The sequence below is a fragment of the Actinoplanes missouriensis 431 genome, assembly GCF_000284295.1.
GTDB lineage: Bacteria > Actinomycetota > Actinomycetes > Mycobacteriales > Micromonosporaceae > Actinoplanes > Actinoplanes missouriensis.
The window spans coordinates 3,293,538-3,318,082 of record NC_017093.1; the positions used below are offsets into that span (position 1 = coordinate 3,293,538).

At 71.2% G+C, this 24,545-nt stretch carries 25 protein-coding genes; 13 read left to right on the forward strand and 12 right to left on the reverse strand.

Annotation, left to right across the window (positions count from 1 at the left end; genetic code table 11):
• The first annotated feature begins 39 nt into the window (after nt 1-39).
• The gene (locus AMIS_RS15420; RefSeq protein ID WP_014443252.1) at nt 40-636 is read left to right on the forward strand and encodes a TetR/AcrR family transcriptional regulator; all 597 of its coding nucleotides are present in this window, start codon (nt 40-42) and stop codon (nt 634-636) included.
• 492 nt (nt 637-1,128) lie between these two features.
• Here AMIS_RS15420 and AMIS_RS15425 read toward each other — a convergent pair whose 3' ends face one another.
• Nucleotides 1,129-4,758 carry an nSTAND1 domain-containing NTPase gene (locus AMIS_RS15425; RefSeq protein ID WP_014443253.1) on the reverse strand — a complete coding sequence of 1,210 codons (3,630 nt, stop codon included), beginning with the start codon at nt 4,756-4,758 and terminating at the stop codon, nt 1,129-1,131.
• Nucleotides 4,759-4,922: 164 nt separating this feature from the next.
• Here AMIS_RS15425 and AMIS_RS15430 point away from each other — a divergent pair, with 164 nt between their 5' ends.
• A complete protein-coding gene (locus tag AMIS_RS15430) occupies nt 4,923-6,143 on the forward strand; it encodes a cytochrome P450 family protein (RefSeq protein ID WP_051042010.1) in 1,221 nt (406 codons plus the stop codon).
• Between the two features lie 114 nt (nt 6,144-6,257).
• On the opposite strand, the gene AMIS_RS15435 is transcribed toward AMIS_RS15430, so the two are convergent.
• On the reverse strand, nt 6,258-7,532 hold the full coding sequence (locus tag AMIS_RS15435) for a serine hydrolase domain-containing protein (protein WP_014443255.1): 1,275 nt from the start codon (nt 7,530-7,532) through the stop codon (nt 6,258-6,260).
• A gap of 159 nt (nt 7,533-7,691) precedes the next feature.
• On the opposite strand from AMIS_RS15435, the gene AMIS_RS15440 reads away from it, so the two are divergent.
• Together AMIS_RS15440 and AMIS_RS15445 are read left to right on the forward strand one after the other, a co-directional pair.
• A complete protein-coding gene (locus AMIS_RS15440) occupies nt 7,692-8,177 on the forward strand; it encodes a GNAT family N-acetyltransferase (protein WP_014443256.1) in 486 nt (161 codons plus the stop codon).
• A 40-nt stretch (nt 8,178-8,217) separates the two neighbouring features.
• Nucleotides 8,218-8,682, forward strand: a complete 465-nt coding sequence (locus AMIS_RS15445) for a DIP1984 family protein (protein WP_014443257.1) — start codon at nt 8,218-8,220, stop codon at nt 8,680-8,682.
• A gap of 339 nt (nt 8,683-9,021) precedes the next feature.
• On the opposite strand, the gene AMIS_RS15450 is transcribed toward AMIS_RS15445, so the two are convergent.
• Both AMIS_RS15450 and AMIS_RS15455 read right to left on the reverse strand, forming a co-directional pair.
• On the reverse strand, nt 9,022-9,582 hold the full coding sequence (locus AMIS_RS15450) for a hypothetical protein (RefSeq protein WP_157434877.1): 561 nt from the start codon (nt 9,580-9,582) through the stop codon (nt 9,022-9,024).
• A 35-nt stretch (nt 9,583-9,617) separates the two neighbouring features.
• Nucleotides 9,618-9,989 (reverse strand): hypothetical protein, encoded by a 372-nt coding sequence (locus AMIS_RS15455; RefSeq protein WP_157434878.1) that lies wholly within the window; start codon nt 9,987-9,989, stop codon nt 9,618-9,620.
• A 315-nt stretch (nt 9,990-10,304) separates the two neighbouring features.
• On the opposite strand from AMIS_RS15455, the gene AMIS_RS15460 reads away from it, so the two are divergent.
• Nucleotides 10,305-10,661, forward strand: coding sequence for a hypothetical protein (locus tag AMIS_RS15460; RefSeq protein WP_014443260.1), 357 nt, complete (start codon nt 10,305-10,307; stop codon nt 10,659-10,661).
• A 284-nt stretch (nt 10,662-10,945) separates the two neighbouring features.
• The gene (locus AMIS_RS15465; protein ID WP_014443262.1) at nt 10,946-12,622 is read left to right on the forward strand and encodes a DUF262 domain-containing protein; all 1,677 of its coding nucleotides are present in this window, start codon (nt 10,946-10,948) and stop codon (nt 12,620-12,622) included.
• A gap of 284 nt (nt 12,623-12,906) precedes the next feature.
• Here the strand turns inward: AMIS_RS15465 and AMIS_RS15470 are convergent, their stop codons facing one another.
• From AMIS_RS15470 to AMIS_RS15480, 3 genes are all read right to left on the reverse strand, one after another.
• A complete protein-coding gene (locus AMIS_RS15470; RefSeq protein ID WP_014443263.1) occupies nt 12,907-13,884 on the reverse strand; it encodes a DUF1152 domain-containing protein in 978 nt (325 codons plus the stop codon).
• Complete coding sequence (locus AMIS_RS40570) at nt 13,884-14,867, reverse strand: hypothetical protein (protein ID WP_014443264.1); 984 nt, start codon at nt 14,865-14,867, stop codon at nt 13,884-13,886. Before AMIS_RS40570 ends, AMIS_RS15470 begins: the two co-directional genes overlap by 1 nt.
• Before the next feature lie 230 nt (nt 14,868-15,097).
• Nucleotides 15,098-15,712: a hypothetical protein gene (locus tag AMIS_RS15480; protein ID WP_014443265.1), complete on the reverse strand. Its 615-nt coding sequence runs from the start codon at nt 15,710-15,712 to the stop codon at nt 15,098-15,100.
• A 155-nt stretch (nt 15,713-15,867) separates the two neighbouring features.
• On the opposite strand from AMIS_RS15480, the gene AMIS_RS15485 reads away from it, so the two are divergent.
• Together AMIS_RS15485 and AMIS_RS15490 are read left to right on the forward strand one after the other, a co-directional pair.
• Nucleotides 15,868-16,296: an ATP-binding protein gene (locus AMIS_RS15485; protein WP_083888640.1), complete on the forward strand. Its 429-nt coding sequence runs from the start codon at nt 15,868-15,870 to the stop codon at nt 16,294-16,296.
• The gene (locus tag AMIS_RS15490; RefSeq protein WP_014443267.1) at nt 16,293-16,622 is read left to right on the forward strand and encodes an STAS domain-containing protein; all 330 of its coding nucleotides are present in this window, start codon (nt 16,293-16,295) and stop codon (nt 16,620-16,622) included. The genes AMIS_RS15485 and AMIS_RS15490 overlap by 4 nt, the downstream gene beginning before the upstream one ends.
• A gap of 9 nt (nt 16,623-16,631) precedes the next feature.
• Here the strand turns inward: AMIS_RS15490 and AMIS_RS15495 are convergent, their stop codons facing one another.
• On the reverse strand, nt 16,632-17,492 hold the full coding sequence (locus tag AMIS_RS15495) for a helix-turn-helix transcriptional regulator (RefSeq protein WP_014443268.1): 861 nt from the start codon (nt 17,490-17,492) through the stop codon (nt 16,632-16,634).
• 146 nt (nt 17,493-17,638) lie between these two features.
• Here AMIS_RS15495 and AMIS_RS15500 point away from each other — a divergent pair, with 146 nt between their 5' ends.
• Nucleotides 17,639-18,436 (forward strand): SDR family NAD(P)-dependent oxidoreductase, encoded by a 798-nt coding sequence (locus AMIS_RS15500; RefSeq protein ID WP_014443269.1) that lies wholly within the window; start codon nt 17,639-17,641, stop codon nt 18,434-18,436.
• Here the strand turns inward: AMIS_RS15500 and AMIS_RS15505 are convergent.
• A complete protein-coding gene (locus tag AMIS_RS15505; RefSeq protein ID WP_014443270.1) occupies nt 18,421-18,687 on the reverse strand; it encodes a hypothetical protein in 267 nt (88 codons plus the stop codon). The two genes, AMIS_RS15500 and AMIS_RS15505, sit on opposite strands and share 16 nt — an antisense overlap.
• Nucleotides 18,684-19,337 carry a TetR/AcrR family transcriptional regulator gene (locus AMIS_RS15510; protein WP_014443271.1) on the reverse strand — a complete coding sequence of 218 codons (654 nt, stop codon included), beginning with the start codon at nt 19,335-19,337 and terminating at the stop codon, nt 18,684-18,686. Before AMIS_RS15510 ends, AMIS_RS15505 begins: the two co-directional genes overlap by 4 nt.
• Before the next feature lie 78 nt (nt 19,338-19,415).
• On the opposite strand from AMIS_RS15510, the gene AMIS_RS15515 reads away from it, so the two are divergent.
• The 4 genes from AMIS_RS15515 to AMIS_RS15530 all read left to right on the forward strand — a co-directional run bounded on the left by AMIS_RS15515 (nt 19,416) and on the right by AMIS_RS15530 (nt 22,801).
• Nucleotides 19,416-20,372 (forward strand): zinc-binding dehydrogenase, encoded by a 957-nt coding sequence (locus AMIS_RS15515; protein ID WP_014443272.1) that lies wholly within the window; start codon nt 19,416-19,418, stop codon nt 20,370-20,372.
• A 7-nt stretch (nt 20,373-20,379) separates the two neighbouring features.
• On the forward strand, nt 20,380-21,477 hold the full coding sequence (locus AMIS_RS15520) for a glycosyltransferase (protein WP_014443273.1): 1,098 nt from the start codon (nt 20,380-20,382) through the stop codon (nt 21,475-21,477).
• 91 nt (nt 21,478-21,568) lie between these two features.
• Complete coding sequence (locus tag AMIS_RS15525; protein ID WP_014443274.1) at nt 21,569-22,009, forward strand: hypothetical protein; 441 nt, start codon at nt 21,569-21,571, stop codon at nt 22,007-22,009.
• A 219-nt stretch (nt 22,010-22,228) separates the two neighbouring features.
• Nucleotides 22,229-22,801 (forward strand): pyridoxamine 5'-phosphate oxidase family protein, encoded by a 573-nt coding sequence (locus tag AMIS_RS15530; protein WP_014443275.1) that lies wholly within the window; start codon nt 22,229-22,231, stop codon nt 22,799-22,801.
• A gap of 16 nt (nt 22,802-22,817) precedes the next feature.
• Here the strand turns inward: AMIS_RS15530 and AMIS_RS15535 are convergent, their stop codons facing one another.
• On the reverse strand, nt 22,818-23,378 hold the full coding sequence (locus tag AMIS_RS15535) for a dihydrofolate reductase family protein (protein ID WP_014443276.1): 561 nt from the start codon (nt 23,376-23,378) through the stop codon (nt 22,818-22,820).
• Between the two features lie 79 nt (nt 23,379-23,457).
• Nucleotides 23,458-24,522 (reverse strand): hypothetical protein, encoded by a 1,065-nt coding sequence (locus tag AMIS_RS15540; protein ID WP_157434879.1) that lies wholly within the window; start codon nt 24,520-24,522, stop codon nt 23,458-23,460.
• Between the last annotated feature and the right edge of the window lie 23 nt (nt 24,523-24,545).

The following is a 24,545-nucleotide window of genomic DNA, read 5'->3' on the forward strand; positions in this document are numbered from 1 at the left end:
CAGCGACTGTCAACATCGCGGGCTGCTAGAGTTTGTGACATGGGCAGGCAAGGGGTTCGTGAGGTGGCGCGGCGCGCCGTCCACGCCGAGATCACAGCCGTGGCGGAGCGTCTGTTTCGCGAGCAGGGCTACGACGCGACCACGGTCGACCACATCGCCGAGCAAGTAGGCATGTCGCAGCGCACCTTCTTCCGGCACGTCGGAACGAAAGAGGATCTGGTCCTGGCGGACGCCGATCTGCAAGGAGATCGCATGGTCGAGGCCCTGCGGTCACGTCCCGCCACGGAGAGCCCCTGGACTTCTCTGCGGCATGCGTTTCAGGTGGCCGTCGACTCCCGCCGGGAGAAGGCCGCTCGCGAGCGCGCCCAGCTGATGTGGTCGATCATCGAGTCCAGCCCGACCCTGCGCGCCGCGTATCTCGACCGGATGGACCTCGTTCAGCGCCGGCTCGTCGACGTCCTGCTCGAGCGCTCCCTCGACGCCGGAAGCCGTGTGCTCAACCGGGCCCTGGTCGGGGCCGCTTTCGCCGCCCTGCATGCCGTCATGGAGGGCTGCGATCCTGATGCCGAGGGACCGGACACCTTTGCTGCCGACCTCGATCACGTCCTTGCCCGGCTGGAACCCACCAGCGCTTAGCCAGAGCAGAACCCGGGTTCGCGCCGAACCCAGACGTCCCCGCCGCGCCGAACTTCACTGACAGGAGTACGCGGGGAACGTAACCGCCGGTGGCGCGGAACCGCGCGCTACGGGGAAGCCTTCCCGAACGTCGTCTTGGATACTCGGCCCTTGAAAGTCTGTTCACCTGCAAAAACAGGTTCAAAGACAGCCATTTGACTGCTCGGCATTGCGCCCTGGGGGGCGGTCAGCGCACGCGCACGGCCATCGTGTGCGCTGGTAGCCGCTCCGGAGGCGATGGTCGCGCACGCAGTGTCAGCTAGGTGGGTGGCTGTCACGCTCGAGTTCTCACGCGGGTTGCGCAACGGTCAGTGGCTTATGAGCCGCGGCCATTGCGCGAGGCCACCTCCTCCCCCCGTGGCAGGAGGTGGCCTCACCCCCCCTGTGCTGATTCCCAGGTAACCGGGTGCCGGGGTTGTTCAGTAGCCCCGGCCCGGACTGAACAACCCCGGCTCATCGCGGTGGGAGGCGGAACGTTTCACGTTCGGCCGCGGAGAGGGTACGGGTGACCAGCGTGCCCGCCTCGGCACGGACCCCGGCGATCGGGCCGCAGACCCGGCACTGCCAGATCCGGACGGTCCCGTCGCGATGCGCGGTGACCAGCCGGCCGTCGGGAAGGAAGTCGGCCTGGGTGGCGGTGGAGCCGTGACCCCGTACGGTGACCAGCTCCTGCCCGGTCCTGGCCTCCCAGATCCGGACGCCGTCGCCGTCCTGGCCGCTGCTGGCGAGCAGCCGCCCGTCCGGGCTGAAGGCGACGCTCCAGACGGTGTCGCGATGCCCGTGCAGGGAGACCGGGGAGCCGTGACCGTCGGCCGGCCAGATCCGCACCGCGCCGTCCTGGCCGCTGGCCGCCACCCGGCTGCCGTCCGGGCTGAAGGCGACCGACCAGACCTGCCGGCCCGGCGGCTGGTCCTGGATGACCGTGGGCGTGCCGGTGCCGTCGGCGTTACGGACGTGGACCGTGCCGTCGCCGCCGGCGCTCGCCACCCGCCGCCCGTCCGGGCTGAGCGCCAGGCCGCCGATGCCGCCCCGGTGGCCCTGCAGGATCCGGGACAGATCCCCGGCGAGCGACCAGATGCGGGTCGTGCCGTCGTGGCCCGCGCTGAGCACGAGCTCGGAGTCCGGGCTGAAGGCGACACCGGACACCGCCCCGCTGTGACCGGCCAGCGCGGCTCGCAGGTCACCGGTCCGGGCGTTCCAGACGCGGACCGTCCGATCCGTGCCGCCGCCGGCCACGAGGCGCCCGTCCGGGCTGACCGCGACCGCCGAGACCTCGCCCTCGCTGCCCCGCAGCACGGTCGGCGCTGCGGTCCACGGGTGCCGCCAGACGCGTACCGTGCCGTCGGACCCGGCGGCGGCCAGCACCCGCCCGGCGGCGTCCGCGTCGACCGACCACACCGGTCCCCGGTGGCCGCGCAGGACGAGCGGGTCGGCGGCGACCGCGGGATCCCAGAACCGCAGCGTGCCGTCGGTGCTGGAGCTCGCCAGCCGCCGCCCGCCCGGGCTGAACGCGAGACTCCACACCGCGCCGTCGTGCCCGCGCAGCACCACCGGGTCCTGGTCGCCGAGGACGCTCCAGATCCGGATCGTGTTGCTGCCGCTGTGGCTGCTGGCCACCCGCCGGCTGTCCGGGCTGAACGTCACCGTCTCCACCGAGGAGTCGTTGCCGCGCAGGATCACCGGGTCACCGGCGCCGACGGCGGGCCAGATCCGGACGGTCCCGTCGTCGCCCGCGCTCGCCAGCAGCCGCCCGTCCGGGCTGAAGTCCACCTTCTTGACCGCGCCCTCGTGGCCGGTGAGCGTCCTCGGCGTACCCAGGCCCGACGCGTTCCAGATCCGGATGATGCCGGTCCCGGCGGCGGCGACGCGGGTGCTGTCCGGGCTGAACGCGACGCCCAGCGCCGGGCTGCCCAGCTTCAGCGTCGCGAGCGGCCGTCCCGTCACGTCCCAGATCCGGACCGTGCCGTCGCCGACCGCGGCGGCCACCCGCCTGCCGTCCGGGCTGAACGCGACGGCGTGCACACTGTCGCCGATCGGCGAGCGCAGCATGCGCGTGGTGCCGCTGGCGATGCCGAGCACCGAGACCAGGCCCGCGGCGCTGCCCATCACCAGCCACCGGCCGTCCGGGCTGAAGGCGACGTCGTTGATCGCCACGCCGCCGGACGGGACGACCTGCGGGGTGGCGTCCAGCCCGTCGGCGCCGTCACGGCGCCACAGCCGGACCGTGCCGTCGACACCGGCGCTGGCGACCACGGCGCCGTCCGGCCGGTACGCCACGTCCAGGACCTGACCGTGTCCGGTGGGGACGACGGCCCGTACCCGGGAATCGGTCACCGCCTGGCGCAGCGCGGCCTGCGCCTGCGCGGTGGGCTGGGTGTCGTAGGCCTCGATCGCCAGCAGCAGGGCGACCTCCTGGTCGACCCCGGCCTGCGCCGCGGCGTTCGCCACCAGCTGATGCGAGCGGGCCAGATCGCGCTGCTGGTGGGCCCGGGACGCCTGGACGGCGGCGACCGCGGCGAGGACCGTCATCACCACCACACCGGCGGTCAGCGCGGTCAGGGTGAGCCGCTGCCGGCGCCGCCGGGCGGTCGCCTCCCGGGTACGCCGGTCGCGGCTCGCCGTCAGGAACTCCCGTTCCAGGGCGTTGAGCCGCTGCAGGTCACGGCCGTCCCAGGCGGCCAGGGGAGCGCCCCGGTAGAGCGCGCCGCTGTCCCGGTGATGCGAGCGCCAGGCACGGCTCGCCTCGGTGAGCCGGCGGTGCAGGCGCAGGTCGTCGCGGCTGCCGTGCAGCCAGTCGTCCAGCCGCGGCCAGGCCGTGATCAGCGCCTCGTGGGCGATCTCGACGGTGTCGGCGTCGAGCACCAGCAGGCGCGCGGCGGCCAGCGCGCCCAGCACCGTGCCGGCCGCCGGCTGGTCCAGCTCGTCGCGTGGCACCCGGCGCCGGGTGTCCGGCACGCCTTCGCCGAGCGTGACCAGCCGGGTCAGCACCTCGCGGGCGGTCTCCCGCTCGGGCGGGGTCAGCTGCTGGTAGACCGATTCCGCGGTCTGGGCGATCGCGCCGCTCATCCCGCCGGCGGCCTGGTAGCCGGCCACGGTCAGGACGTCGCCGCGCCGGTGCCGCCAGGTCTCCAGCAACGCGTGCGACATCAGCGGCAGGGCACCCGGCTGGCCCTCGGCGTCGGCCACGATCTGGGTGACGAGCGCCCGTTCGGCGCTGAGGCCGGCGCGGCGAGCCGGTTCGGTGATCACCTCGCGCAGCTCGTCGGGGGTCAGCGGGCCGACCGGGACGTTGGCGCCGGCGAGCAGGCCGGCCAGCGGCGCGGACTCGGCGCAGCGGGCGTAGAAGTCGGCGCGGACCGCGATCACGATCCGCCGGTCCGCCGCGGAGGCGCCGGAGTCCGGTTCGGCCGGAGGCGGGCCGGGCTCGGCTGCCGCTGCGAGCTCGGTGATGAAGGCGTCCCGCTCGGCCGGGTCGGCACAGAGCGTGAACAGTTCCTCGAACTGGTCCACCACCAGCAACGCCGGCGCCGGATCGAGGGCCCGGCGCAGAGCCTTGTGCGGTTCGGCGCCGGGGGTGATCACCGTGACCGGGCCCGCTCCGGCGTGGTCGCGGCGCCAGGCCGGGATCAGACCGGCCCGCACGAGCGAGGACTTGCCGCTGCCGGATGCGCCGAACACGGCCACGAAGCGATGGCGTTCGAGCGTCTCCCGCAGCCGGGTGACGATCCGTTCCCGCCCGAACAGGCGGTCCGCGTCGTCGGCACCGTAACTGATCAGCCCCAGATAGGGCGGCCGCTCCCCGGAGGCGCGCTCCTGCCGCTGGGCGGCGGAGGCCTGCCGCCAGCGCTCCTCCCAGGCGGACTCGTCGCCGCCGCAGGCCCGGACGAACGCCAGCGTCACCGGCAGGCTCGGCAGCTGCCGGCCGCCGGCGGCGTTGGAGAGGGCCGCCACCGAGTACCCGCTGGCGGCGGCGAGCGCGCGGTAGCCCGGGTTGCCCGCCTGCCGGCGCAGGTCACGCAGCTCCGCGGCCAACAGCTGCACCGGGCCGGCCGCGGGATCCAGCGAACGTTCCGGACGCGGCATCCCGTCACATCCATTTCAATCGATGGGGTACGCCCAGCATCTCGGTAGATGAGCGGAAAGTGCCGGTGATGTCGGATTGTCGTCGCCCGCTTCCCCGCGGTGCCGGACGCATCCGCCTTCGACCTACCATGGTCGATGTCTGCCCGCGTCCGGAGGGGGAACCGGTGACGCTGTTCGACGACGCGTACGCGAAAGACCCGCACCCGGCCCTGGCCGCGCTGCGGCAGGCCGGCCCCGCGCACCGGGTGACATCTCCGGCCGGGATCCCGTTCTGGCTGGTCACCCGCTGGGACGAGGCGCGCCGGGTGCTGGCCGATCCGTCGCTCTCCAAGCAGCAACCGGTCGACCAGCTGCCCCCGCCGCTGCGCGCGGCCCTCGCCACCCAGATGCTGCTGCGCGACCCGCCGGATCACACCCGGCTGCGGCGACTGGTCTCGGCGGCCTTCACCCCGCGCCGGATACAGGCCCTGGCGCCGTGGATCGAGCGGATCGCCGACCGGCTGCTCGACGACATGGACACGGTGTCCGAATCGGATCTGATCGAGCGGTTTGCCGTACCCCTGCCGTTCGAAGTGATCTGCGAGCTGCTCGGCATCCCGGTGGCCGATCGCGGCCCGTTCCACGCCTGGTCCACCGTGATCATCACGGGTGGCGCGACGATGGTGGACGCGATGTCGCAGATCGTCGGCTACTTCCGGGACCTGCTCGCCCGCAAGAGCGCGCAGCCGGCCGACGACCTCCTCAGCGCGCTGGTGACCGCCGGCCGCGCAGACTCAGACGCGCGGGTCACAGGCGGCGGCCGCGCCGGCGACGGGCTGCTGCCGGCGGGCGGCGGCCTCTCCGATGACGAGCTGGTCGGCATGGCCCTGCTCATGCTGGTGGCCGGCCACGAGACCACCGCCAACCTGATCGGCAATGCCGTCTACCTGCTCTGCCGCTGGCCGGACCAGCGCAAACGGGTCCTGGCCGACCCCGCGCTGCTGCCCGCCGTGATCGAGGAGGTGCTGCGGATGGCGAGTCCCGCGGCCACCAGCACCTACCGGGTCACCACCCAGCCGATCACGCTGGGGGAGACCACGATTCCGGCGGGGGAGCAGGTGCTCGTCTCGCTGCTCGCGGTGAACCGTGACCCGCAACGGTTCCCCGACCCGGACACGTTCGACCCGGATCGGGGCGATGGCGGGCATCTCGCTTTCGGTCACGGTGTCCACTTCTGCCTGGGGGCGCCGCTGGCCCGGCTGGAGGGCCGGATCGCCGTGGGGAGGCTGCTCACCCGGTACCCCGGCATCCGGATCGCGGCGCCGCCGGACAAACTGCGCCGGCGGACCGGCCTGCTGATGCACGGCCTGGAGGCCCTGCCGGTCCACCTGCGCGGGGCCCCCTGATCGCACCGGTCAGGGGGACACCGCGTCAGGCCACCGAAAAGCAGACCGCCGAAAGCGGACCACCGACAAGCACGCCGCCGGCAATCAGGTCGCCGGCGAGGAGGCCACTGGCGATCAGGCCGCGGGCAGGCGCAGACCCGGCGTCGGGAACCGCATCGCCCCCGTCGCGGCCGGAGCCCTCGTCGCGGCCGGAGCCCCCGTCGCGGCCCGGGCCGCCGGCGCCGTCACCCCGAACGCGGCCAGGGCCAGATCGTTCAGCGCCTCGTCGAAGTCACCGATCCACGGATTGACCGAAACCGTGAGCTGCGTAGCCGCGTCCGCCGTGGAGAACGAGTAGCTGAGATACCCGAAGATCCCCCCGCTGTGCCCCCACAGGGTCAGCCCGCCGGGCAAGATCTGCTGATAGATGCCGAGGCCGTAGCCGCTCTCGCCCACCGGGTCGGCCAGCATCTCGGCCAGCTGCGGGCGCCGCAGCAGCCGCCCGCCCAGCAGCGCCCGGTAGAACCGGTTGAGATCCCCGGTCGTCGAGACGATCTCCCCGGCGGAGCCCGCCATCGACGGGTTCAGATCAGTGAAGTCCAGCGGGACGGTCTCGCCGTCGCGCTCGATCGGCTCGTACCCATGGGCGTGTGGTCCGTCGATCGTGGTGTCGATGCCGGGCACCTCGGTCCCGCGCAGGCCCAACGGCCGCAGGATCCGACGATCGACTTCCTTCCGGTACGGGTGACCGGTCACCACCCGCACGATCATGCCGAGAAGGATGTAGTTGGTGTTGGAGTACGACCACGACGTCCCCGGTTCGAACACCGGCGGCCGTCCGGCGGCGAGCGCCACGAGCTCCTCCGGCCGGAACGTGCGGTACCGGGCGGCCAGCACGTCGTCGATGCTTCCGAACAGCGCCTCGGTGTAGTCGAAGATCCCGCTGGTGTGCTGCAGGAGGTTGCGGATCGTGATCCGGTTCCCGTTCGGGATGGCGCCCGGCAGCCACCGGTCCAGGGTGTCGCCGAGGCGCAGCCGCCGCTCACCGGCGAGCTGCAGGATCACGGTGGACACGAACGTCTTGGTGATGCTGCCGACCCGGAACTGCCCGCCCGCCGCCGGGCGCGCCGGATGCCCGAGGCGCACCACCCCGCTGGCGCCGCGCCAGCTGCCGGAGGGCCCGTCCACCCGGGCCAGCGCGGCCGTCGCACCGGTCGCCACGATCCGATCCAGCGCCTCCTGCAGAGCGGCCCGATCCAACCCGCCGGCCCGATCCAACCCGCCGGCCCGATCCAACCCGCCGGCCCGGTTCAGCCCGCCGGCTGACGCGTCGGCTCGGGTCGCTGTGCCGACACCCGCGACGATCGCCGCCGCGGCCGAGCCGGCCAGAACGGATCTACGGCTGAGCATGATGAGTCTCCCCCCGAACGGTGACGTCTGACGCTGCCGACGCTTCCAGCATCAGTGATCACATTCAATGTCCGCGGGCCCTGGTCGCGCCCCTAAGGGAAGCCCCGCACTGATAGGTTCGGTCCCGCTGACCGATGCGGACCATGTCTGGAGACGCTCATGGGTGAGGTGGCACTGCGGCCGGTCGACGACTCCGATCTGGACGCCCTGTTCGAGCAGATGCGCGACCCGGAGTCGGTCACGATGGCCGCCTTCACCGCGGCGGATCCCGACGATCGCGCCGCCTTCGACGCCCACATGGCGAAGATCCGCAGCACGCCCGGTGTCCACCTGCGCGCCATCACCCTCGACGGCCGTCTCGTCGGGAGCATCAGCAGCTTCGTCATGGACGGTGACACCGAGGTCACGTACTGGATCGAGAGGTCTTCCTGGGGTCGGGGCATCGCCGGCCGGGCACTCACGCTGCTCCTCGCGGCGGTCCCGGTCCGCCCGATCTTCGCGCGCGCGGCGAGCGACAACGCCGCCTCGCTGCGGGTGCTGCGCAGGGCGGGATTCACCCCTATCGGTACGGACGTGGGGTTCGCCAACGCCCGTGGCGCCGAGATCGAGGAGACGATCCTGCGCCTGGACGAGCCGGCGCCGTAATTCGGAGGCGGCGTCGATCTTGACTGGACATACTGCTCCCATGAAACTCGCCGAAGCTCTCGCGCTGCGCGCGGATGCGTCGCGCCGTGCCGAACAACTGCGCTCCCGCATCGCCGGCAGCGCCCGTTTCCAGGAGGGCGAGGCGCCGGCCGAGGACGCGACCGCCCTGCTCACCGAGGCGGGCGAGGTGCTCGACGAGCTGGAATCACTGATCCGGAGGATCAACCGCACCAACGCCGCCACCGTGGTCGACGGCGGCACGCTGACCGACGCGCTCGCCCGCCGGGACGTCCTGCGGCTGCGGCACAGCGTGATCACGTCCGCGGCCGATGCGGCGGCCGGTGAGGGTCAGCGCGGTTACCGGCAGCTGCGGTCCGAGCTGAAGATGATCCCGGCCCTGCCGGTCGCCGAGCTGCGGCGTCAGGCCGACGACCTGGCCCGGCAGATCCGGGAGGTGGACACGCTGATCCAGCGGACGAACTGGGAGGTCGACCTGCTCGACTGACAGGCGCGGAGCAGGTAGCCGACGTGGAGGCGTGCGCGAACCCGAGAGCCGGCGGGTAATCCGGCTCATGCCTGGCGCGCCGGGGGCAGGCGCGGGGGTTCGATTCCCCGACACACACCGCATGCCCAGCACACGGCACAGGTGACGGCGCACAGGGCACAGCACACCACCGGGCGCAGATCCACGACGGCGAGGGCGGGACAGGGGCACTCCGCGCCCCGGCTTCCGGTCGCTCAGGGCACCACGCCCCGGCTTCCGGTCGCTCAGGGCACCACGCCCCGGCTTCCGGTTGCTCAGGGCGCCACGCGGGCGACCGGAACATGCGCGACCGATGGCGTGTCAGCCGATGCGGGCGCAGCCGTCCTGCCTGCTCTGGATCCACGGTGTGCCGTGCAGGGCCACCGGCGCGACCGTCCGCATCTGCTCGTCCTCGGTCTCCGCAGTGATCGACGCGGCGAGATTCAGGGGCTCGTCAGCCGTGCAGTCGAACTCGACCGTCACGTCGACCGGCATCTCCGCGCCCGGCGCGATCTGGCGTTCCCTCTCCGCGCTGCGCACGGTGACGCCCGGCTGCCCGGCCCGGACGGCCATCACGTTGACCGGTGCCGGCCCGGCGTTCACGACCGTGACCTGGGCTTCGATGCGGACCCGCCGCCGCGCGCCGTCTGCCGTCACCATCCCGGGTTCCGCGAAGAGCAGCACCGAGACGGTCGAGCTCGCGGCCCGATCGGCCTCCTCCGCCGAGGAGGCCAAAGGCCGATACCACCGGAGGTACGCGGTGACGCCGCCCACCAGCACTCCGGCGAGGAAGGATCCGAGCACGACCAGGGCCAGCGCCCGCGTGCCGGTGAGCCGCCGCCTCGAGTCGCGCTGGGGCGGTTGGTCCAGATCTATCACCACGGCCGCAGCGTACCCATCGACGGCCACCGTTCGGATCAGAAGGTCGCCATGACGAACGACCCCGCCAGCACCAGCACGACACCGATCGCGACGCCCGTGACCTTGATCCCCAGCACCGGTCCGGACCGCGCCGACCGTGACATGACGACGATGGCGGCCGCGCTCAGCGCCATCCCGATGAGCATCATCGGCAACCCGAAGAGGAAGCCCATCGCGAGGAGCATGCCCCGCGTGTTGAGGCATTGGATCCCGCTGCAGCCGGGTGGCGCCCCCTCGGTGGAGAACGCCACGATCAGGTAGACCACCGCCACCCCGAGCCACCCGGCGACCGAGACCAGCAGCGCCCGGCTCCGCACCCGCCCGACATCGGGTCGCGCCTCCCCGCCGTCGAGGGAGGGCCGGCTCACGGGGTGGTGCGCGCTTCTCACGGGTACACCGATCGCGCGCTCATCATCCGGATCATGGCGGCGACCCTACGCCCCGGTTGTGCGCAACCCGTGGAGATCCCGGGCCCAACGGGTGCAGGGTTCGCCGCCCTCGCCGGGGTAATCACCTTGGTTCGAATCACGCCGAGCTTTGTACTTGCCCTGGGCACAAGCTCTGGGGAGGGCAAGCGCGGTGGCGGCCATCCTGGGAACCGCTCGCTACATGGCCCTAGTGTCGTCTGTCCGGAGTGGATCGCCGGCCCCGGCCTTGTCGTACCTGGATGTCAGGATGCGGACGTGGATGATGCATTGACCGTGTTGAGGCAGGAGTTCGAGGCAGCGGAGGGTAGTTTCCTGTTGCGCTTGCGAGGCGCCGACCTCGTCTGGGACCGGGCGGCTTTCAGCCGGCTGGAGCAGGCGATGCGGAAGGCCTGCAAGCAATACGAAGGCCATGATGGCCTGCCTCGCTGGATGGCGGAGGGGTTCTACTACGCGTCACACTTCGTGGCGGAGTGGACCAGTCACCCGAACTTTCCTCGCCCTGAGCCGGTGCAGTACTACGAGGACTGCCTGGAACGGCTGCGGGACCTCGCGGACTGGTTCTTCTACGGCTGGCACGCCTACCAGGAGCCGCACGTATGGCAAGACCTCTGAGGTCACGCCGAAGGCTTACGGTGAGCGCTCGTGAAGCTGCCGCGGCGGATGGCTTGGGCCGGTGGGCTTCGGCGACCTGCTCAGGAAAGCCAGGAACTCGGCGTTGAAGTGCTGCTCGTAGCAAGCATCCCCGGTGACGCGGTGTCGGCCGATAGGCGCACTGGCGTCCCTGGCGAGCCCCTGTGATGTTCGCGTCATCGCTCCCTCCAATATGGTCGATAGACCAGGAACAGGTAGCCGTCCGGGCGAGGCTGGCCGCCCGATCTGGTAGAGATAATGCGTCAATGCCACAACTCGAGGCGCATGAAATGCCGCTCCATAAGGTCTTCTGCAGCGACTACAGCTTTAGCATCCCTGATTATCAGCGCCCCTATGCGTGGCGTAAGGAACAGGCGCTGCAGTTACTGGACGATCTGAGCGAGGCGCTGGACCGCGACAGCACGGAGCCATACTTCCTCGGCTCCATCGTTCTCGTGAAGGACAAGCAGGAGCCGGCAGTTGAGGTCATCGACGGCCAGCAGCGGCTGACGACCTTGACCATTCTGCTCGCGGTCCTGCGGGATTTGGCCGACGATGATGAGGTTCGCTCAAGCCTTGGCCAGTTGATCTCCGAACCGGGTGACAAGATCCTGGGGTTGGAATCTCGGCCCCGTCTTGCGCTGCGGAAACGTGACCGCGCGTTCTTCGCGCATCACATCCAGCGCGCTGGGAGCGTGACGCATCTGCGGGCTCTCAAGGAAACGGCGGCCAATACCGATGCGCAGAGGGCCGTTCAGGAGAACGCAAATGCCCTGCACGGACGCCTCGCCCAATGGCAGCCTCACCGCCGCCTCGACCTCATGCGGATGTTGAGCAGGCGCACCTACCTGGTAGTCGTCAGTACCCCGGACTTGGCCAGCGCCCACCGTATCTTCAGCGTGATGAACGCCCGTGGGCTCGATCTGCTCCCCACTGACATCTTCAAATCGAACATCATTGGCAGTTTGCCACCTGGTGACTTAGATGCGTACGCCGAGAAGTGGGAGAGCGCTGAGGAGCTGGTGGGCCGTGAACTCTTCGCCGAGCTCTTCCAGCACATCAGGATGATCTTCGCCATGAAGCGCCCGGAGAGGGAGCTGCTCAAGGAGTTTCCCGAACAAGTTCTCGCTTCTTACCTACCGGGCAAGGGCGCCGACTTCATTGACGACGTGCTAACGCCGTATGCCGAGGCCTACGGTCAGATCCGAGACTTCGCTTACGCGGCGCCAGTTGGTGCAGAAAAGGTCAATAACTGGTTCCGGAGGCTGGCGCAGATCGACAACGGTGACTGGCTGCCGCCTGCTTTGTGGGCACTCCGCCGTCACGGTGATGATGCCGCATGGCTGGACGACTTCTTCAAGGCACTCGAACGGCTGGCGGCCAGCATGCTCATCCGCCGGGTCTACGCGACCCCGCGAGCCCAGCGCTACGCCGCACTGCTGCGAGAGCTCACTGATGGCGCGGGACTGGACGCACCGTCGCTAGCCCTGTCCGAAGCCGAGAAGGAGGAAGTCGCGCAAAAGTTGAACGGCGATCTCTATCTCCAGGAAAAGGTGCGGCGTTACGTGCTGCTGCGCCTCGACGAATTGCTTGCGCAGGCACCCGGCGTCACGTATGAGCATGCGCGGATCACCGTGGAGCACGTGCTGCCGCAGAACCCGGCACCCGCCTCCATGTGGAAGGTCAAGTTCACTGATGAGCAGCGGGAATACTGGACACATCGTATCGCCAACCTGGTGCTGTTGAACCGTACGAAGAACTCACAGGCACGGAACTTTGACTTCACGAAGAAGAAGTCGGCCTACTTCGCCGGGAAGAATGGCGTCGCCACGTTCGCGCTGACGAGCCAGGTCCTTCTTCAACCCCAATGGACTCCGGAGGTCCTGCGCGCGCGTCAATCCGCGCTTCTCAACGTGCTGAAGGAGGCGTGGTTGACGAATTGATCGCCTCTCGGGAACGGCTATGTGGCTACACCCATGACGGGTCTGGCCACATCCGGGGGGCGGGTGTAATGACGACGGGACAGCAATGTCTCGAGGATCTGTTCAGGGCGCTACGGCATGCGTCGCCCGCGTCCGCCACGTCATGCCGGCAGGCGTGACGCTGGCGTCACGGCCGCCGAGTCGGAACGCGCGGCGTCGATGACCGCCGCGAGGTCAGCAGGTGCGGGCGGGACGGTCTGAAGGGGCCGAGCTCGTCCCGGCCGCCCGGGCATCGACCGAATCGGTCAGTGTGGGAAGGCGCGGGGCGTACGGAAGGTGATGTCCTCGCGGAAGGCCTCGATCCGCGTCGCGACCTGGCGCATGCCGACGGTCTGCTCGATGCGGTCGAGGTAGAGGCATCGGCCGGCGAGCATGACCAGGTCGACCGTGAAGTACGCGGCCATCAGCGGGTTGACGAACAGCGTGCTCCCGGCCGTCCGGCGGGTGAACTGGACGTCACCGAAGTCGCCCCGGGTCGCCGCGGCGATCTGGCCCTGCACGATGCTGGGGCGCATCGGTGTGGCCCGGTGCGCGTCGGCGACGGCGTCGCGGTACAGCACGGCTTCCCGACCTGCACCGGGGATGGAGAGCATGCCCAGGTAGCCGCCGTCCCGGTCGAGCGCGGCCAGGTTCTCCAGCACCTGGCTGTGCACCACCCCGTGATAGGCGTCGATGCCGAAGCCGAGGCAGCTCACCAGCTTCACCGGCACGTCCAGACCGGCGACCGCGGCCAGGCTGGTGATGTCCTCCGCGGGCGTGCCCAGGCCGGACTCGTCGCCGCGCATCAGGATGTCGGTGCCGCCGTCGATCAGCACGATCGCGTCGATGCCGAGTTCGCCCGCCAGATGCCGGTACGCGGCCCGCAGCGGCTGCACGCCGGTGCGCGCGAAGGCGTACACCGTCGCCGGTAGGTCGTGGGCGGCCAGCCAGCGGGCGAGGGTCCGTTCCGGGAAGTACTCCTCCGGCCCGGCGGTCTCCGGGCGGACGACCGCCACATCGGGCGCCGTCCACACGTTGAGATCGAGCATCTCCAGTGGGGTGAACGACAGATTCGCCAGGTGAACCGTGACGCCGCGGTTCCACAGAGCGATGGCCAGCGGCAGTGCCGCGTACACGTCGAAGCCGCCGCCGGCCCCGGCGAGCAGCACGCTGCGTGCGCCGTGCAGGGCCGCGAACAGCGGTGGTGTGTCCAGCGGGCTCGACGCCGGCGGGGTGGAAGCCACTATCGGGCCCATTTGGTGACGGCGTGGAAGCCGTCTGCCTGGCGCATCCAGAAGTAGCCGTACGCCGGGGTGCTGCCCAGGTACGAGCCGATCTGGGTGAGCAGCGCCCGGGTGCCCTCGCGGTCCCGGTCGGACAGGTGATTGGCGAGCGCGAGCCAGTGCCGCAGGGTGATGCCGCGGCCGGTCAGGCGGGGTTCGCCGGCCGCCCGCCACTTGGTCGCGCACCAGGTGATCTCCTCGATCACCTCGGGGCGGTGGAAGTACTCCTTCTTCGCGGCCAGCGACTCGGCGCGGGTCTCGAAGCCGAACTCGCGTAAGGCGTACTCGAAATGGGCGAGCAGCGGCAGCAGGACCACCGACGCCCCGGCCGGCGCCGCCGTGGCCGGGCCACGGGCGGCCACGAACATCTCCTCGTGCGAGCCGTACCACTTCTGGCAGAGGAAGGTCACCGCCGTGAGATGGGCTTCGAAATGGTGCGGGTCCCGGGCGACCGCCTCACCCAGGGCGACCGGGAAGTCGTCGCGGTGCTGGTACCCGTTGGCGAGCATCGAGTCCATCCGCAGCACCCAGGGATAGGGGTCCTCGGGGTTGAGCGTGACGGCCCGTTCACTGGCGTCGGCGGCCAGGGCGGCCAGCCGGTGGAACTCCTGGAACTGCTCCGGGGTGGTGTTGCGCGCCGACGCCGCGCCGCGGGCCCGGCCGGCCAGTTCCAGCAGCCCTTCGGCCCGCAGGATGGCGACGGTGGGGTCGCCCGGGATCGCCGTCTCCCAGGCGTCCACCCACTGCGGGGCGTGCCCGGCCGCGATGCCGAGAACCGCGAGCCGCCGGCTGCGTAACTCCCAGTCACGGCCGGTCGCGTGCATGAGCTGTGAGGCCGCGTTCCAGTCACCGGAGGTCGCCCGGCTACGGGCGTCACGCAGCTGGAGATCGGCCTGCGCGTAGTCGGTGTCGGGGGTGAAGGTTCTGCGGAAGCGTCCGAACATCCGGTGATGCTAGAGCGGGCGCCATTCGCCGAGATCACTGGCCCGGCCGGTGCGGAGAAAGGCGCGCACCAGGTCCCACGCGCGGTGAACCGCGAGCACCACCTCGCCGTCGACCAGGCCCGGCTCGCGTCCGCCGCCGTGGACCGATCGTCCTCGGGCGTCAGGTCGGGGATCACCACGGCCGCTATGGCGGCTCCGGCAGGGCCGCTATGGCGGCTCCGGCAGGGCCGCTATGACGCCTCCGGCAAGGCCGCTATGACGGCGTCGAACGCCTCCGCGTCGCATCGGCCGGCCCTCGGCGGCGGCAGCTCCGCGGGCAGTCCGGCAGGGGGCAGCTCCCACACGACGTGAGCGGCGCCGGCGCGTTCCACCGCCCGGTACCACTCCCGCAGCGGCCCGGCCAGCCGGACATGGAGGTCGAAGTTGCGGCGCCGGCGCGTGGGGTCGGCATCGCGGCGCCGGCGCAGCTCGTCCTCCGGCGGCGCAGAGACCAGGACCAGGTCGGCGAATCCGAGCCGGCCCGCCGCCACGGCGGTGCGGTGCGCGTCCACCTCGGCCCGCCAGTGCGGCCACGACAGCTCCCCGATCCGGGCGAGCGACCAGGCGTAGTGCAGCTTCAGCGGGTCGTCGTCGCAGACCGCCAGGCCGCTGCGGCGCTCCTGGCGTTCGGCCTGCCGCCACCGCCGGGCGCCGGCCTCGCACCAGAACGCCGCCTGGCCGGCGGGGTCCGGCCCGGGCGTCTCGCCGGGGTCCGGAACGTGCTCGGGCACGGTGTCGTCCGGGACGTGCCGGCGGCACCACGTCGTCTTCCCGGCGGCGCTCGGGCCGGTCACCACCACGATCACGTCACCGTTCTACCGCCACACCGCAAGACCAGGGGGTACGGGGTGAACCCGCCCGTTGGGCGCACGGGCGCTCGTGTGGTTTCCTTTGACACGGGCGACGGGTTCTCCGGCGTACCCGTCGTTGTGGTGGCGCAGCGCTAGGTAACAGGTGTCGGATGACTACTCTGACAGCACACTTCGACGTACCCATCGGCCCGGATTCACCCCGGACCGCACGGAAAGCCGTGGTCAGCGTGCTCCAGGTCTGGGGTTACGCCGACGAAGGCTGGGCGGCCGACGTCGCCGTGGTGGTCAGCGAGCTGGTGACGAACGCCGTGCAGCACGGCGCGGGGTCGGTGGTGCTCGAGATCGAGGCGTACGGCGATCAGGTGATCGTCTCCGTGGCGGACGGGTCCTCGGTGGTTCCCCGCAGACGGGAGCCGGACGGCCGGGGCGGGCGCGGGCTGGCGCTGATCGAGGCGCTGACCCGGCGCTGGCACGTCGAGGAGCACCAGGGCGGCAAGCGGGTCCGCGCCGAGATACAGGGCTACCCGGATCCCTGGGGTCCCGCCACGGAGACCGGCAGCGGCAGGGAGCACCCGTGAAGATCACTTCGCAGTACGCCGACGGTGTGACGCGGTTGCTGGTCTCCGGCGAACTGGACATGTCCACGGCCCCGGACCTGCACGATCACGTGGCAGCGGCGCTGGCCGGGGCCGAACCCCGTACCCTCGTGATCGATGCTGTTGATCTTGACTTTTGCGACTCGTCGGGCATCCAGGCGCTCGTGCAGACCCATCGGCGGGTCACCCAGCGAGGCATCGCGTTCCGGCTCACCAACGCACACGGCGTGACCCGCCGGACGCTGCAGCTCACCGGCGTGCTGGACGTCCTCACCGGCGGGCCCGGCGACGGAGAGCGGATCAGGTGATCGCCCTGATCACGCCCCGGACGTGACCACGTCGCCGGGGAAGGAATGCATGCCGATGGCGCCGAGCAGGGCCAGCGTGCGCGCGTCGGGCGATCCCGGGTCGGCCGTGTAGACGACGATCCGCAGATCACTGCCTTCGACGGTGAGGACGTCGCAGTCGAGGGTGAGCTGACCGACCTGCGGATGCCGGATCGTCTTCCGGGTCGAGGCATGCCGTGCCACCGCGCCGCGCTGCCACAGCTCCGCGAACCGCGGGCTGGATTGCCGCAGCTCAGCGATGAGAGCCCGCAGGTTCCGGTCATGGCGATGACGCCCCGCCGCGGCGCGCAGGTCGGCGACGGCGGCGGCCTCGAAGGCGGCGTCCGTCTCCGGCGTGGAGACCACCCGGGACGCCACGCCGGTGAAGTGACGCCACAGCAGGTTGCGCCGCCGCCCCGATTCGCCGTTCAGGTCGCCGAGCAGCGCCGCGCAGAGCGGGTTGAGGGCCACCAGCTGCCACGCCGCGTCGAGAACCATGACCGGGACGTCACCGAGCCGGTCGAGCATGCGCTGGACGCCGGGCGTGAGATGCCGGTTCACCCCGGCGGACCGCGGATTGGCGTGCCCAGCGAGCTGGAAGAGGTGGGCGTTCTCGTCGTCGCTGAGCCGCAGGGCCCGGCCGAGGGACTCCAGCACCGAGGGTGACGGGTTGCCGGCCCGGCCCTGCTCGAGACGCGCCAGGTAGTCGACGGACAGGCCGGCGAGATGCGCCACCTCCTCGCGGCGCAGGCCGGGGGCTCGCCGCAGGGCGCCGCTGGGCAGGCCGGCGCTCGCCGGGGTGAGGCGGTCGCGCCAGGCGCGCAGGCAGCGCGCCATCTCGTGGTGACTCATGCGCCCATGGTCGCGTATCCGCGGCCGATCAGGGTCGCCCTGTCAGTCCTAGGCAGAAGCGGTCTCTCGTGCTCCGAGCCGGTCCGCGGCACGGTGGTGATCACGCCTCCAGGGCTCCTGGAGAGAACGACATCGTGGAGATCGACATGACAGTCAACCCCAACCACCACCCGGCCCCGATCACCATCGAGGGCCGCCGTCTGCAGGGCCGCGTCATCCTGATCACCGGTGCGTCCGCCGGCATGGGCGCGGCCGCCACCCGGCGCTTCGCCGCCGAGGGCGCGCACGTCATCGCCGGGGCCCGGCGCACCGACCGGCTGGCGGAGCTGGCCGCCGAGCTGTCCACCGGCGACAACGAGGTGGTCGCCGTGCCCCTCGACGTCACCGACGAAGCCTCGGTGGAGGCGGCGGTCGCGCTGGCCGTCACGCGGTTCGGCCGGCTCGACGGCGCACTCAACGCGGCCGGTGTCACCAGCGACGGCACGCCGGTTCACCAGAAGGCCACCGCGACGTACGACCGGGTCATGGACATCAACGCCAAGGGCGTGTTCCTGTCGATGAAGCACGAGATCCCGGCGATGCTGGCGGCAGGCGGAGGGTCGATCGTCAACGTGTCGTCGATCGGCGGCATGGTCGGCGTGGCGGGCATCTCCGAGTACGTGGCCTCGAAGTGGGCCGTCAACGGCCTCACCAAGAGCGCGGCGCTGGAACTGGCGCCGTTCGGCGTCCGGGTCAACGCGCTGGCTCCCGGCTCCACGCGTACGGAGATGTGGGACCAGCTGCCCGTCGACTTCCAGATGCACCTCGCGGCGATGGCGCCGATGAACCAGATCGCGCTGCCCGACGACATGGCGCGGGCCGCGCTGTTCCTGCTCTCCGACGAGAGCCGCTGGACCACGGGTGCGGTGCTGCCCGCCGAGGGAGGCCATCACGTCGGGCGGTGATCGCCCGGTCCCCGGCTGATCCGGTCGACCGCTGCCTTCGCCTCGGCCAGGCTCGCCCCGGTGCGCTGCCGGTACCGCTTGATCGCGGCCACGCCGCCGCTGCGCGCGAGCTCCTGAGCGATCTCGGCGCGCAGCGTCTCGGGATCGACCGGCGGGAGCGGGGCGGCGGCCGCGCGGCGGCGCCGGAGGGCGGCGGCCGCGAGGAGCAGGAGCACGCCGGCGACACCGACGGCGACGGCAACAGTGATCATCGGGTACCCCGTTCGGTCAGCAGCGCCGTGGTCAGCGCCTCGGTGGCCCAGGTCTCGGACTCGTCGAGCGACCAACCCAGGTCGTCGGTGCGGATGAAGTAGGCGGCGTTGCACAGGTGCAGCCACAGGATGTCGGCTGCTCGGGCGGCGTCCACGCCGTCGCGCAGACCGCCCAGGGCGGCGAGCCGGTCGGCGGCCAGCCGGAAACCGCCGCGCATGCTGTCGTGCGCGATGTCCAGGGTTTCCCGCACGCCCGGCTCGCGCGGGGCGGCGGCGACGACCTGCCGCATCAGCGCCGACCACTGCTCGAAGGTGGCCCGCGTCGCGTGCGCGATGAAGCGGAGCAGCTCCGCCGGGTCGGTGATCGCCTCGATCCGGGCGATGACCTGTGCGACGTCCTGGCCCGCGGTGCCGTCCGCGATCAGGGTGCGGAGCAGGCCGTTCTTGCCGCCGCCGACCGCGTAGACGGTGGCGGGCGCGACCCGGGCCACCGCCGCGATCTCCTCGACGCGGGTCTCGAAGTAGCCCTGGGACACGAACAGGTCCCGCGCGGCTTCCAGGATCGCCTGGCGGGTCAGTTGGGCGTATTCGGCTCTTCGCCCGCGAGGGTCGGAAGTCCGGGGGCCGGAGGTTCGGGGGCCGGAAATCATGTGGTGATCATAGCTGCTACTTTTCATCAGAGTCAGCTCTACCGAATAGAGTCGACAGTGATGACTAGGGAGTTCCTCATGCGAGCGGTGTGGCTGACGGCCTTCGGGCCCCCGTCCTTGCTTCAGGTTCGGGACAGGCCGGATCCGGTCGCCGGCCCGGGGGAGGTGCTGATCGCGGTCGAGTTCGCCGGCATCACCTGGATCGAGACGATGTTCCGGGCGACCGGCTTCGGCCCGTTCCCGGCGCCGCCGATGATCCCCGGCAACGGGGTCGCGGGCACCGTGCTGGCGGCCGGCTCGGCGGACGTGCGGCACCTGGTCGGCAGGAGAGTGGTGACCGGCACCGGCGGCTCCGGTGGCTATGCCGAGCTGGTCGCCGTGGACGCCGGGCAGGTGATCGAGGTGCCGGCGGGCGTCGCGACCGAGGACGCCGCCGCGCTGCTGGCCGACGGGCGGACCGCGCTCATGATCATGGAGGCGGCGGCGGTCCGGTCGGGCGACCGGGTGCTGATCGAGGCGGCCGCCGGAGGCGTCGGGTCGCTGCTGGTGCAACGGGCCGTGGCCGCCGGCGCCGAGGTGGTGGCGGTCGCCGGGACGGCCCGCAAGCTGGAGGTGGCGCGCGGGCTGGGTGCCCGGCACACCGTCGACTACCTCGAGCCGGGCTGGCCGGAAGCGGTCCGCGCGGCCGCAGGGGAGGTCGACGTCGTGCTGGACGGTGTCGGCGGCGCCGTCGCCGAGACCGCGTTCGACCTGCTCGTCACGGGCGGCCGGATGATCAGTTTCGGATTCAGCGGGTCGACCGGGTGGCCGGACATCTCGGACGAGGCGGCCGAGCAGCGCGGTATCCGGATGCAACGCGGCGTCTTCGCGTCGCCCGAGGATCAGCGCCGGCACACCGTGGCGGCACTCGACCTGGCCGCGGCGGGCGCCCTGCGAGCCGTCGTCGGCCAGCGGTTCCCGCTCGAACAGGCCGCGCAGGCGCACGCCGCGATGGAGTCCCGCGCCGCTGTCGGCAAAACCCTACTGAAGGCCTGAGGAAATCATGCGAATCCTGTTCACCAGCGTGCCCGCTTTCGGCCACCTGCTTCCGATGCTGCCCCTGGCTCGCGCCGCCGTCCGTGCCGGTCACGAGGTGGCGCTGCTGACCCACCCGTCCCTGCGCGACGCGGCGCCGGACCTGACCCTGCTCCCGGCCGGCCCGAGCATGCCCGAGACACTGGCCGACGTGACCGGCCGGACCAGTCTGGACGCCCTGCAGGACATGGCCCGGGGCGCCGTCGAGTTCTTCGTCGAGTCCCGGTTGAACCTGGGCGCCACCGAGGCGCTCGCCGCCGCGGCCACCTTCGCGCCGGACCTCGTCGTCGCCGACATGGTCGATTTCGTCGGGCAGCTCGTCGCGGCCGCCCGCGGCGTCCCCTTCGCCGTCCACGGCTCGACCCTCCCGCTCGCCGAGCCCCTGCACCGTGCCTTCGAGCAGGAGATCAACACCAGATTCACCGGGTACGGGGTGACCCGCACCCCGCCGGTGGCCTTCGTCGACCCGTGGCCGGACAGCCTGCTGCGCCCCACCGACAGCTTCCCGGTCCGGAGGATCGCGATCCGCCCGGAACCGCACACCGCCGGCGGCCCGGCCTGGACCCCGCCGCGGTTCCCCGGCCCCGGCGCCCGGCCGACCGTGCTGGTCACACTCGGGACCGTTGTCGAGGACGCGGACGCCCTCGCCGCCGTCGTGGCCGCGCTGCGCCGGCTGGACGTGAACATCCTCGTCGCCCCGTTCCACGGGGACGAGGCGTCCACCGGTGACCGGGTGTGCACGGCGGGGTTCGTACCCATGAAGCAGCTCCTCACGACCGCCGACGTCGTCGTGTCCGCGGCCGGCGCCGGCACCGTCCTGTCCGTGCTGAGCGCCGGGCTGCCGATGGTGCTGTTCCCGATGGGCCTGGACAAGCCGGTCAACGCCGAGCGCGCGGCCGCCGCCGGCGCGGCCCTGGTCGTCACCGAGCCGGCGGACATCGCCACCGCTGTCGAGAAGGTCCTCGCCGACCCGTCCTACCGCACCGCGTCCGCGGCCGTGGCGGCCGAGATCGCCGGGCGCGCGGCACCCGGTGACGTCCTGGAGCAGCTCCTGGCCCTGCGCTGAGCGTCCGGGGCGGGGCTCAGCCGCGTGGTGTCAGCGGAAGGCCGCCTTCGGCCCTGCGCTGAGCGTCGGGGGCGGGGACTAGATTGTCCTGATGGGTTCCCTTGACGAGGTCGCGAAGCGTGACGGCTGGCGCTGCTGGGTGTGTGACGAGCCGGTCGATCCGGACATGTCCGTGAACGATCCGCGGGGGCCGAGCGTCGACAGCCGTACCGCGGACCGCAAAGCCAAGATCGCTGAGCGCCTCGCGCATCGGGCCTGCAACACCCGCAAGGGCGCGGTCAAGGTGGTCATCGCGTGGCCGGAGCGGCTCAACGTGGTGGAGCCAGCGCCGCTGATCACCGTGGCGGAGCGGCTCGAGCGCAAGGGCGGTCGTGAGCTGGTGGCCCGCTGCCCGAGCAAGAGGGACGCTCAGGAGGCCGCGGACTGGCTGGTCGACCGCTTCTCCCGGCTGGTCCCGGGTCTGCCGGTGACCGCCACCGTCGACGCGGGCGGCGGCCAGTTCCTGGTCGCCCTCTCCACCGGCCGCCGCTGATCCCCGCCGGATCGACGTGGCTGCTCGGTTCGTGTGCTTCCATCCCTGCCCTGGCGTTGATGGATCGCCACGCAGGCGTTGCGTGTGACCTCGTCCCCGCGGTGCCGGCGTTGCGTGTGGCCTCATCCACGCTGCCACGGCCGCACCGCCGCGGGTCCGGCGCCCGCGGAGTGGGAATGCGAGCGAACCGGTTTGCGGCGGCGGGGCAGCATCGGGTCCATGAAGGTGCATGAACGAATCGACGGGCGCCTGCGGGCGTTCATCGAAGCCCAGCCGATGTTCTTCGTCGCCACCGCCCCGACCGGGCCCGGCGGGCATGTCAACGTCTCGCCGAAGGGGATGGGCGGCACGTTCGCGGTGCTCGGTGAGCATCGGGTCGCCTACCTGGACTATCACGGCAGCGGCGCGGAGACGACGGCTCACCTGAGCGAGAACGGGCGGATCACCCTGATGTTCTGCGCGTTCCAGGGCCCGCCGAACATCGTCCGGCTGCACGGCCGGGGCCGGGCCGTGCCGGTGACCGAGCCGGAGTTCCCGGAGCTGCTGCGCCTGTTCGGCGCGGCGCCGGACACCCACGGCGTCCGGTCGGTGATCGACGTCGCCGTCGACCGGGTCAGCGACTCCTGCGGGTACGCGGTGCCGTTGATGTCCTACGAGGGCGACCGGGACCTGCTGCTGCGCTCTCACGGCCGGCGCACCGACGCCGACCTGGCCGAGTACCGCAGGGTGAAGAACGGTCACAGCATCGACGGCCGTCCCGTCTTCGCCGAGGCGGCGGCCACGGACGGCTGACCTGAGGCCGCGCGGGTCAGCCGTCCACCCGGTACCGGGCGAAGATCGTGCCTTTCGAGAACGTGCGCTGGTCGATCAGGGTCAGGTCGCGGCGGACTCCGCCCTGCAGCGCCCGCGTGCCACCGCCGACGATCACCGGGCAGATGAGCAGGCCGACCTCGTCGATCAGGCCCGCGCGGTAGGCCTCGCCGGCCAGGGTTGCGCCGCCGATCGCCAGGTCCCGGGTGGACGACTCCTTCAGGGCGCGCACCGCCTCCGGGTCGAAGGTGGGCTCGATGCGGGTGCGGGCGGTCCGCGGCTCGGTCAGCGTCGACGAGTACACGATCTTGTCGGAGGACCGCCAGATCTCGCTGTAGTCGAGGACGTAGTCGGGGGCGGCCGGGTCCTCGTGGGCGGTCTCCCAGAAGGACATCACCTCGTAGAGCCGCCGCCCGTACAGGTGGGTGCCGATCTCCCTGTCCAGGTCGTTCATGAAGCGGTGCACCTCTTCGATCGGCTCGGCCCAGCCGAACTTGCCGTTCTCGTCGTTGACCCGCCCGTCGAGGGACACGATGTCGATGTTGATCAGCTTGGCCATCGGTATGCCTCCGCATCCGGTTGCAATTTGCAACCAGTAAGCAGCCTAAGTGGACCGATTGCGGAGCGCAACCGGTGGATCAGGCGGCGCGGACGCGGAACTCGTGGACCGGGCGCCAGCGATCGTGCAGCGTTGTGATCAGGGAGATCATCGTCAGGAAGAACAGCGTCTCGTAGCCGTCGATGCGCAGCCCGAGCAGCGCGTTGGCGACGACGGACAGCACGATGTTGAGCACCAGCCGGGCGGCGAAGGCGAGCGCCGTGGAACGGATGGTCCAGCTGCGCCGGGCGACGGCCAGGGAGATCGCCGCATTGAGTACGACCGTGACGCCCACGCCGAGGAACAACTCACCCGTGCTCCCGGTGAAGTCCGGCAGCATCTGCCCGAAGACGCAGCAGATCAGTCCGAGCAGCAGCGCCTTCTCGGCGGTGTTCCAGGACAGGACCCGGTCGTTGCGGATGCGCCAGGCGCTCTGCTCGTGCGGCTCGTCGATCTGCTCGGGCAGCGGCTCGGGGCGGAACCGCCATCCCCAGTCGGCGGGCCGCAGCCGGGGCCGGAGCAGCCGCTGGAACGTGACCGCGAGACCGGCGACCAGGGCGACGATCAGCCCGAGGATCCACCGGTGTGCGGCTATCTCGTCGGTGAGGTCGAGCTGGGCGACGTGCAGCCACCACTCCTGCGGCAGCTTCACCACCACCCAGATGATGCCGGCGAGACTCAGCCACCAGGTGGTCAGCACGGTGACCGGCGACCAGCGGGACCGGATGGTCTCGTACCCGATGAAGAAGTATTCGAAGACGTTGGGGAAGACCAGCAGCAGCCAGCGCGCCTGCGTCAGCTCGAAGATCAGAGCGCCGGCGAGCCGGTAGAAGAACAGGAACCGGGAGATCCGGAACGCCGCCTCGCTGGTCCAGTTCCGCAGCGTCGACAGGTAGGCGATCGCCAGGTAGTAGACGTCCATCGCCTTGTCGTAGGACTGGTAACCGGGAGGGTCGTACCCGAAGGTCTGGAAGATGGTCTGATCGACGCCGTCCAGGACGAGGCAGGCGATCACGGCCGGCAGCGGGAAGTACGGGATGGCCAGCGGCAGCAGGAAACGCGCCGCGACGACGGCGAGGAAGACCACGGCGACGCCGGCGCTCATGATCATCATCCTCGCACGACGCC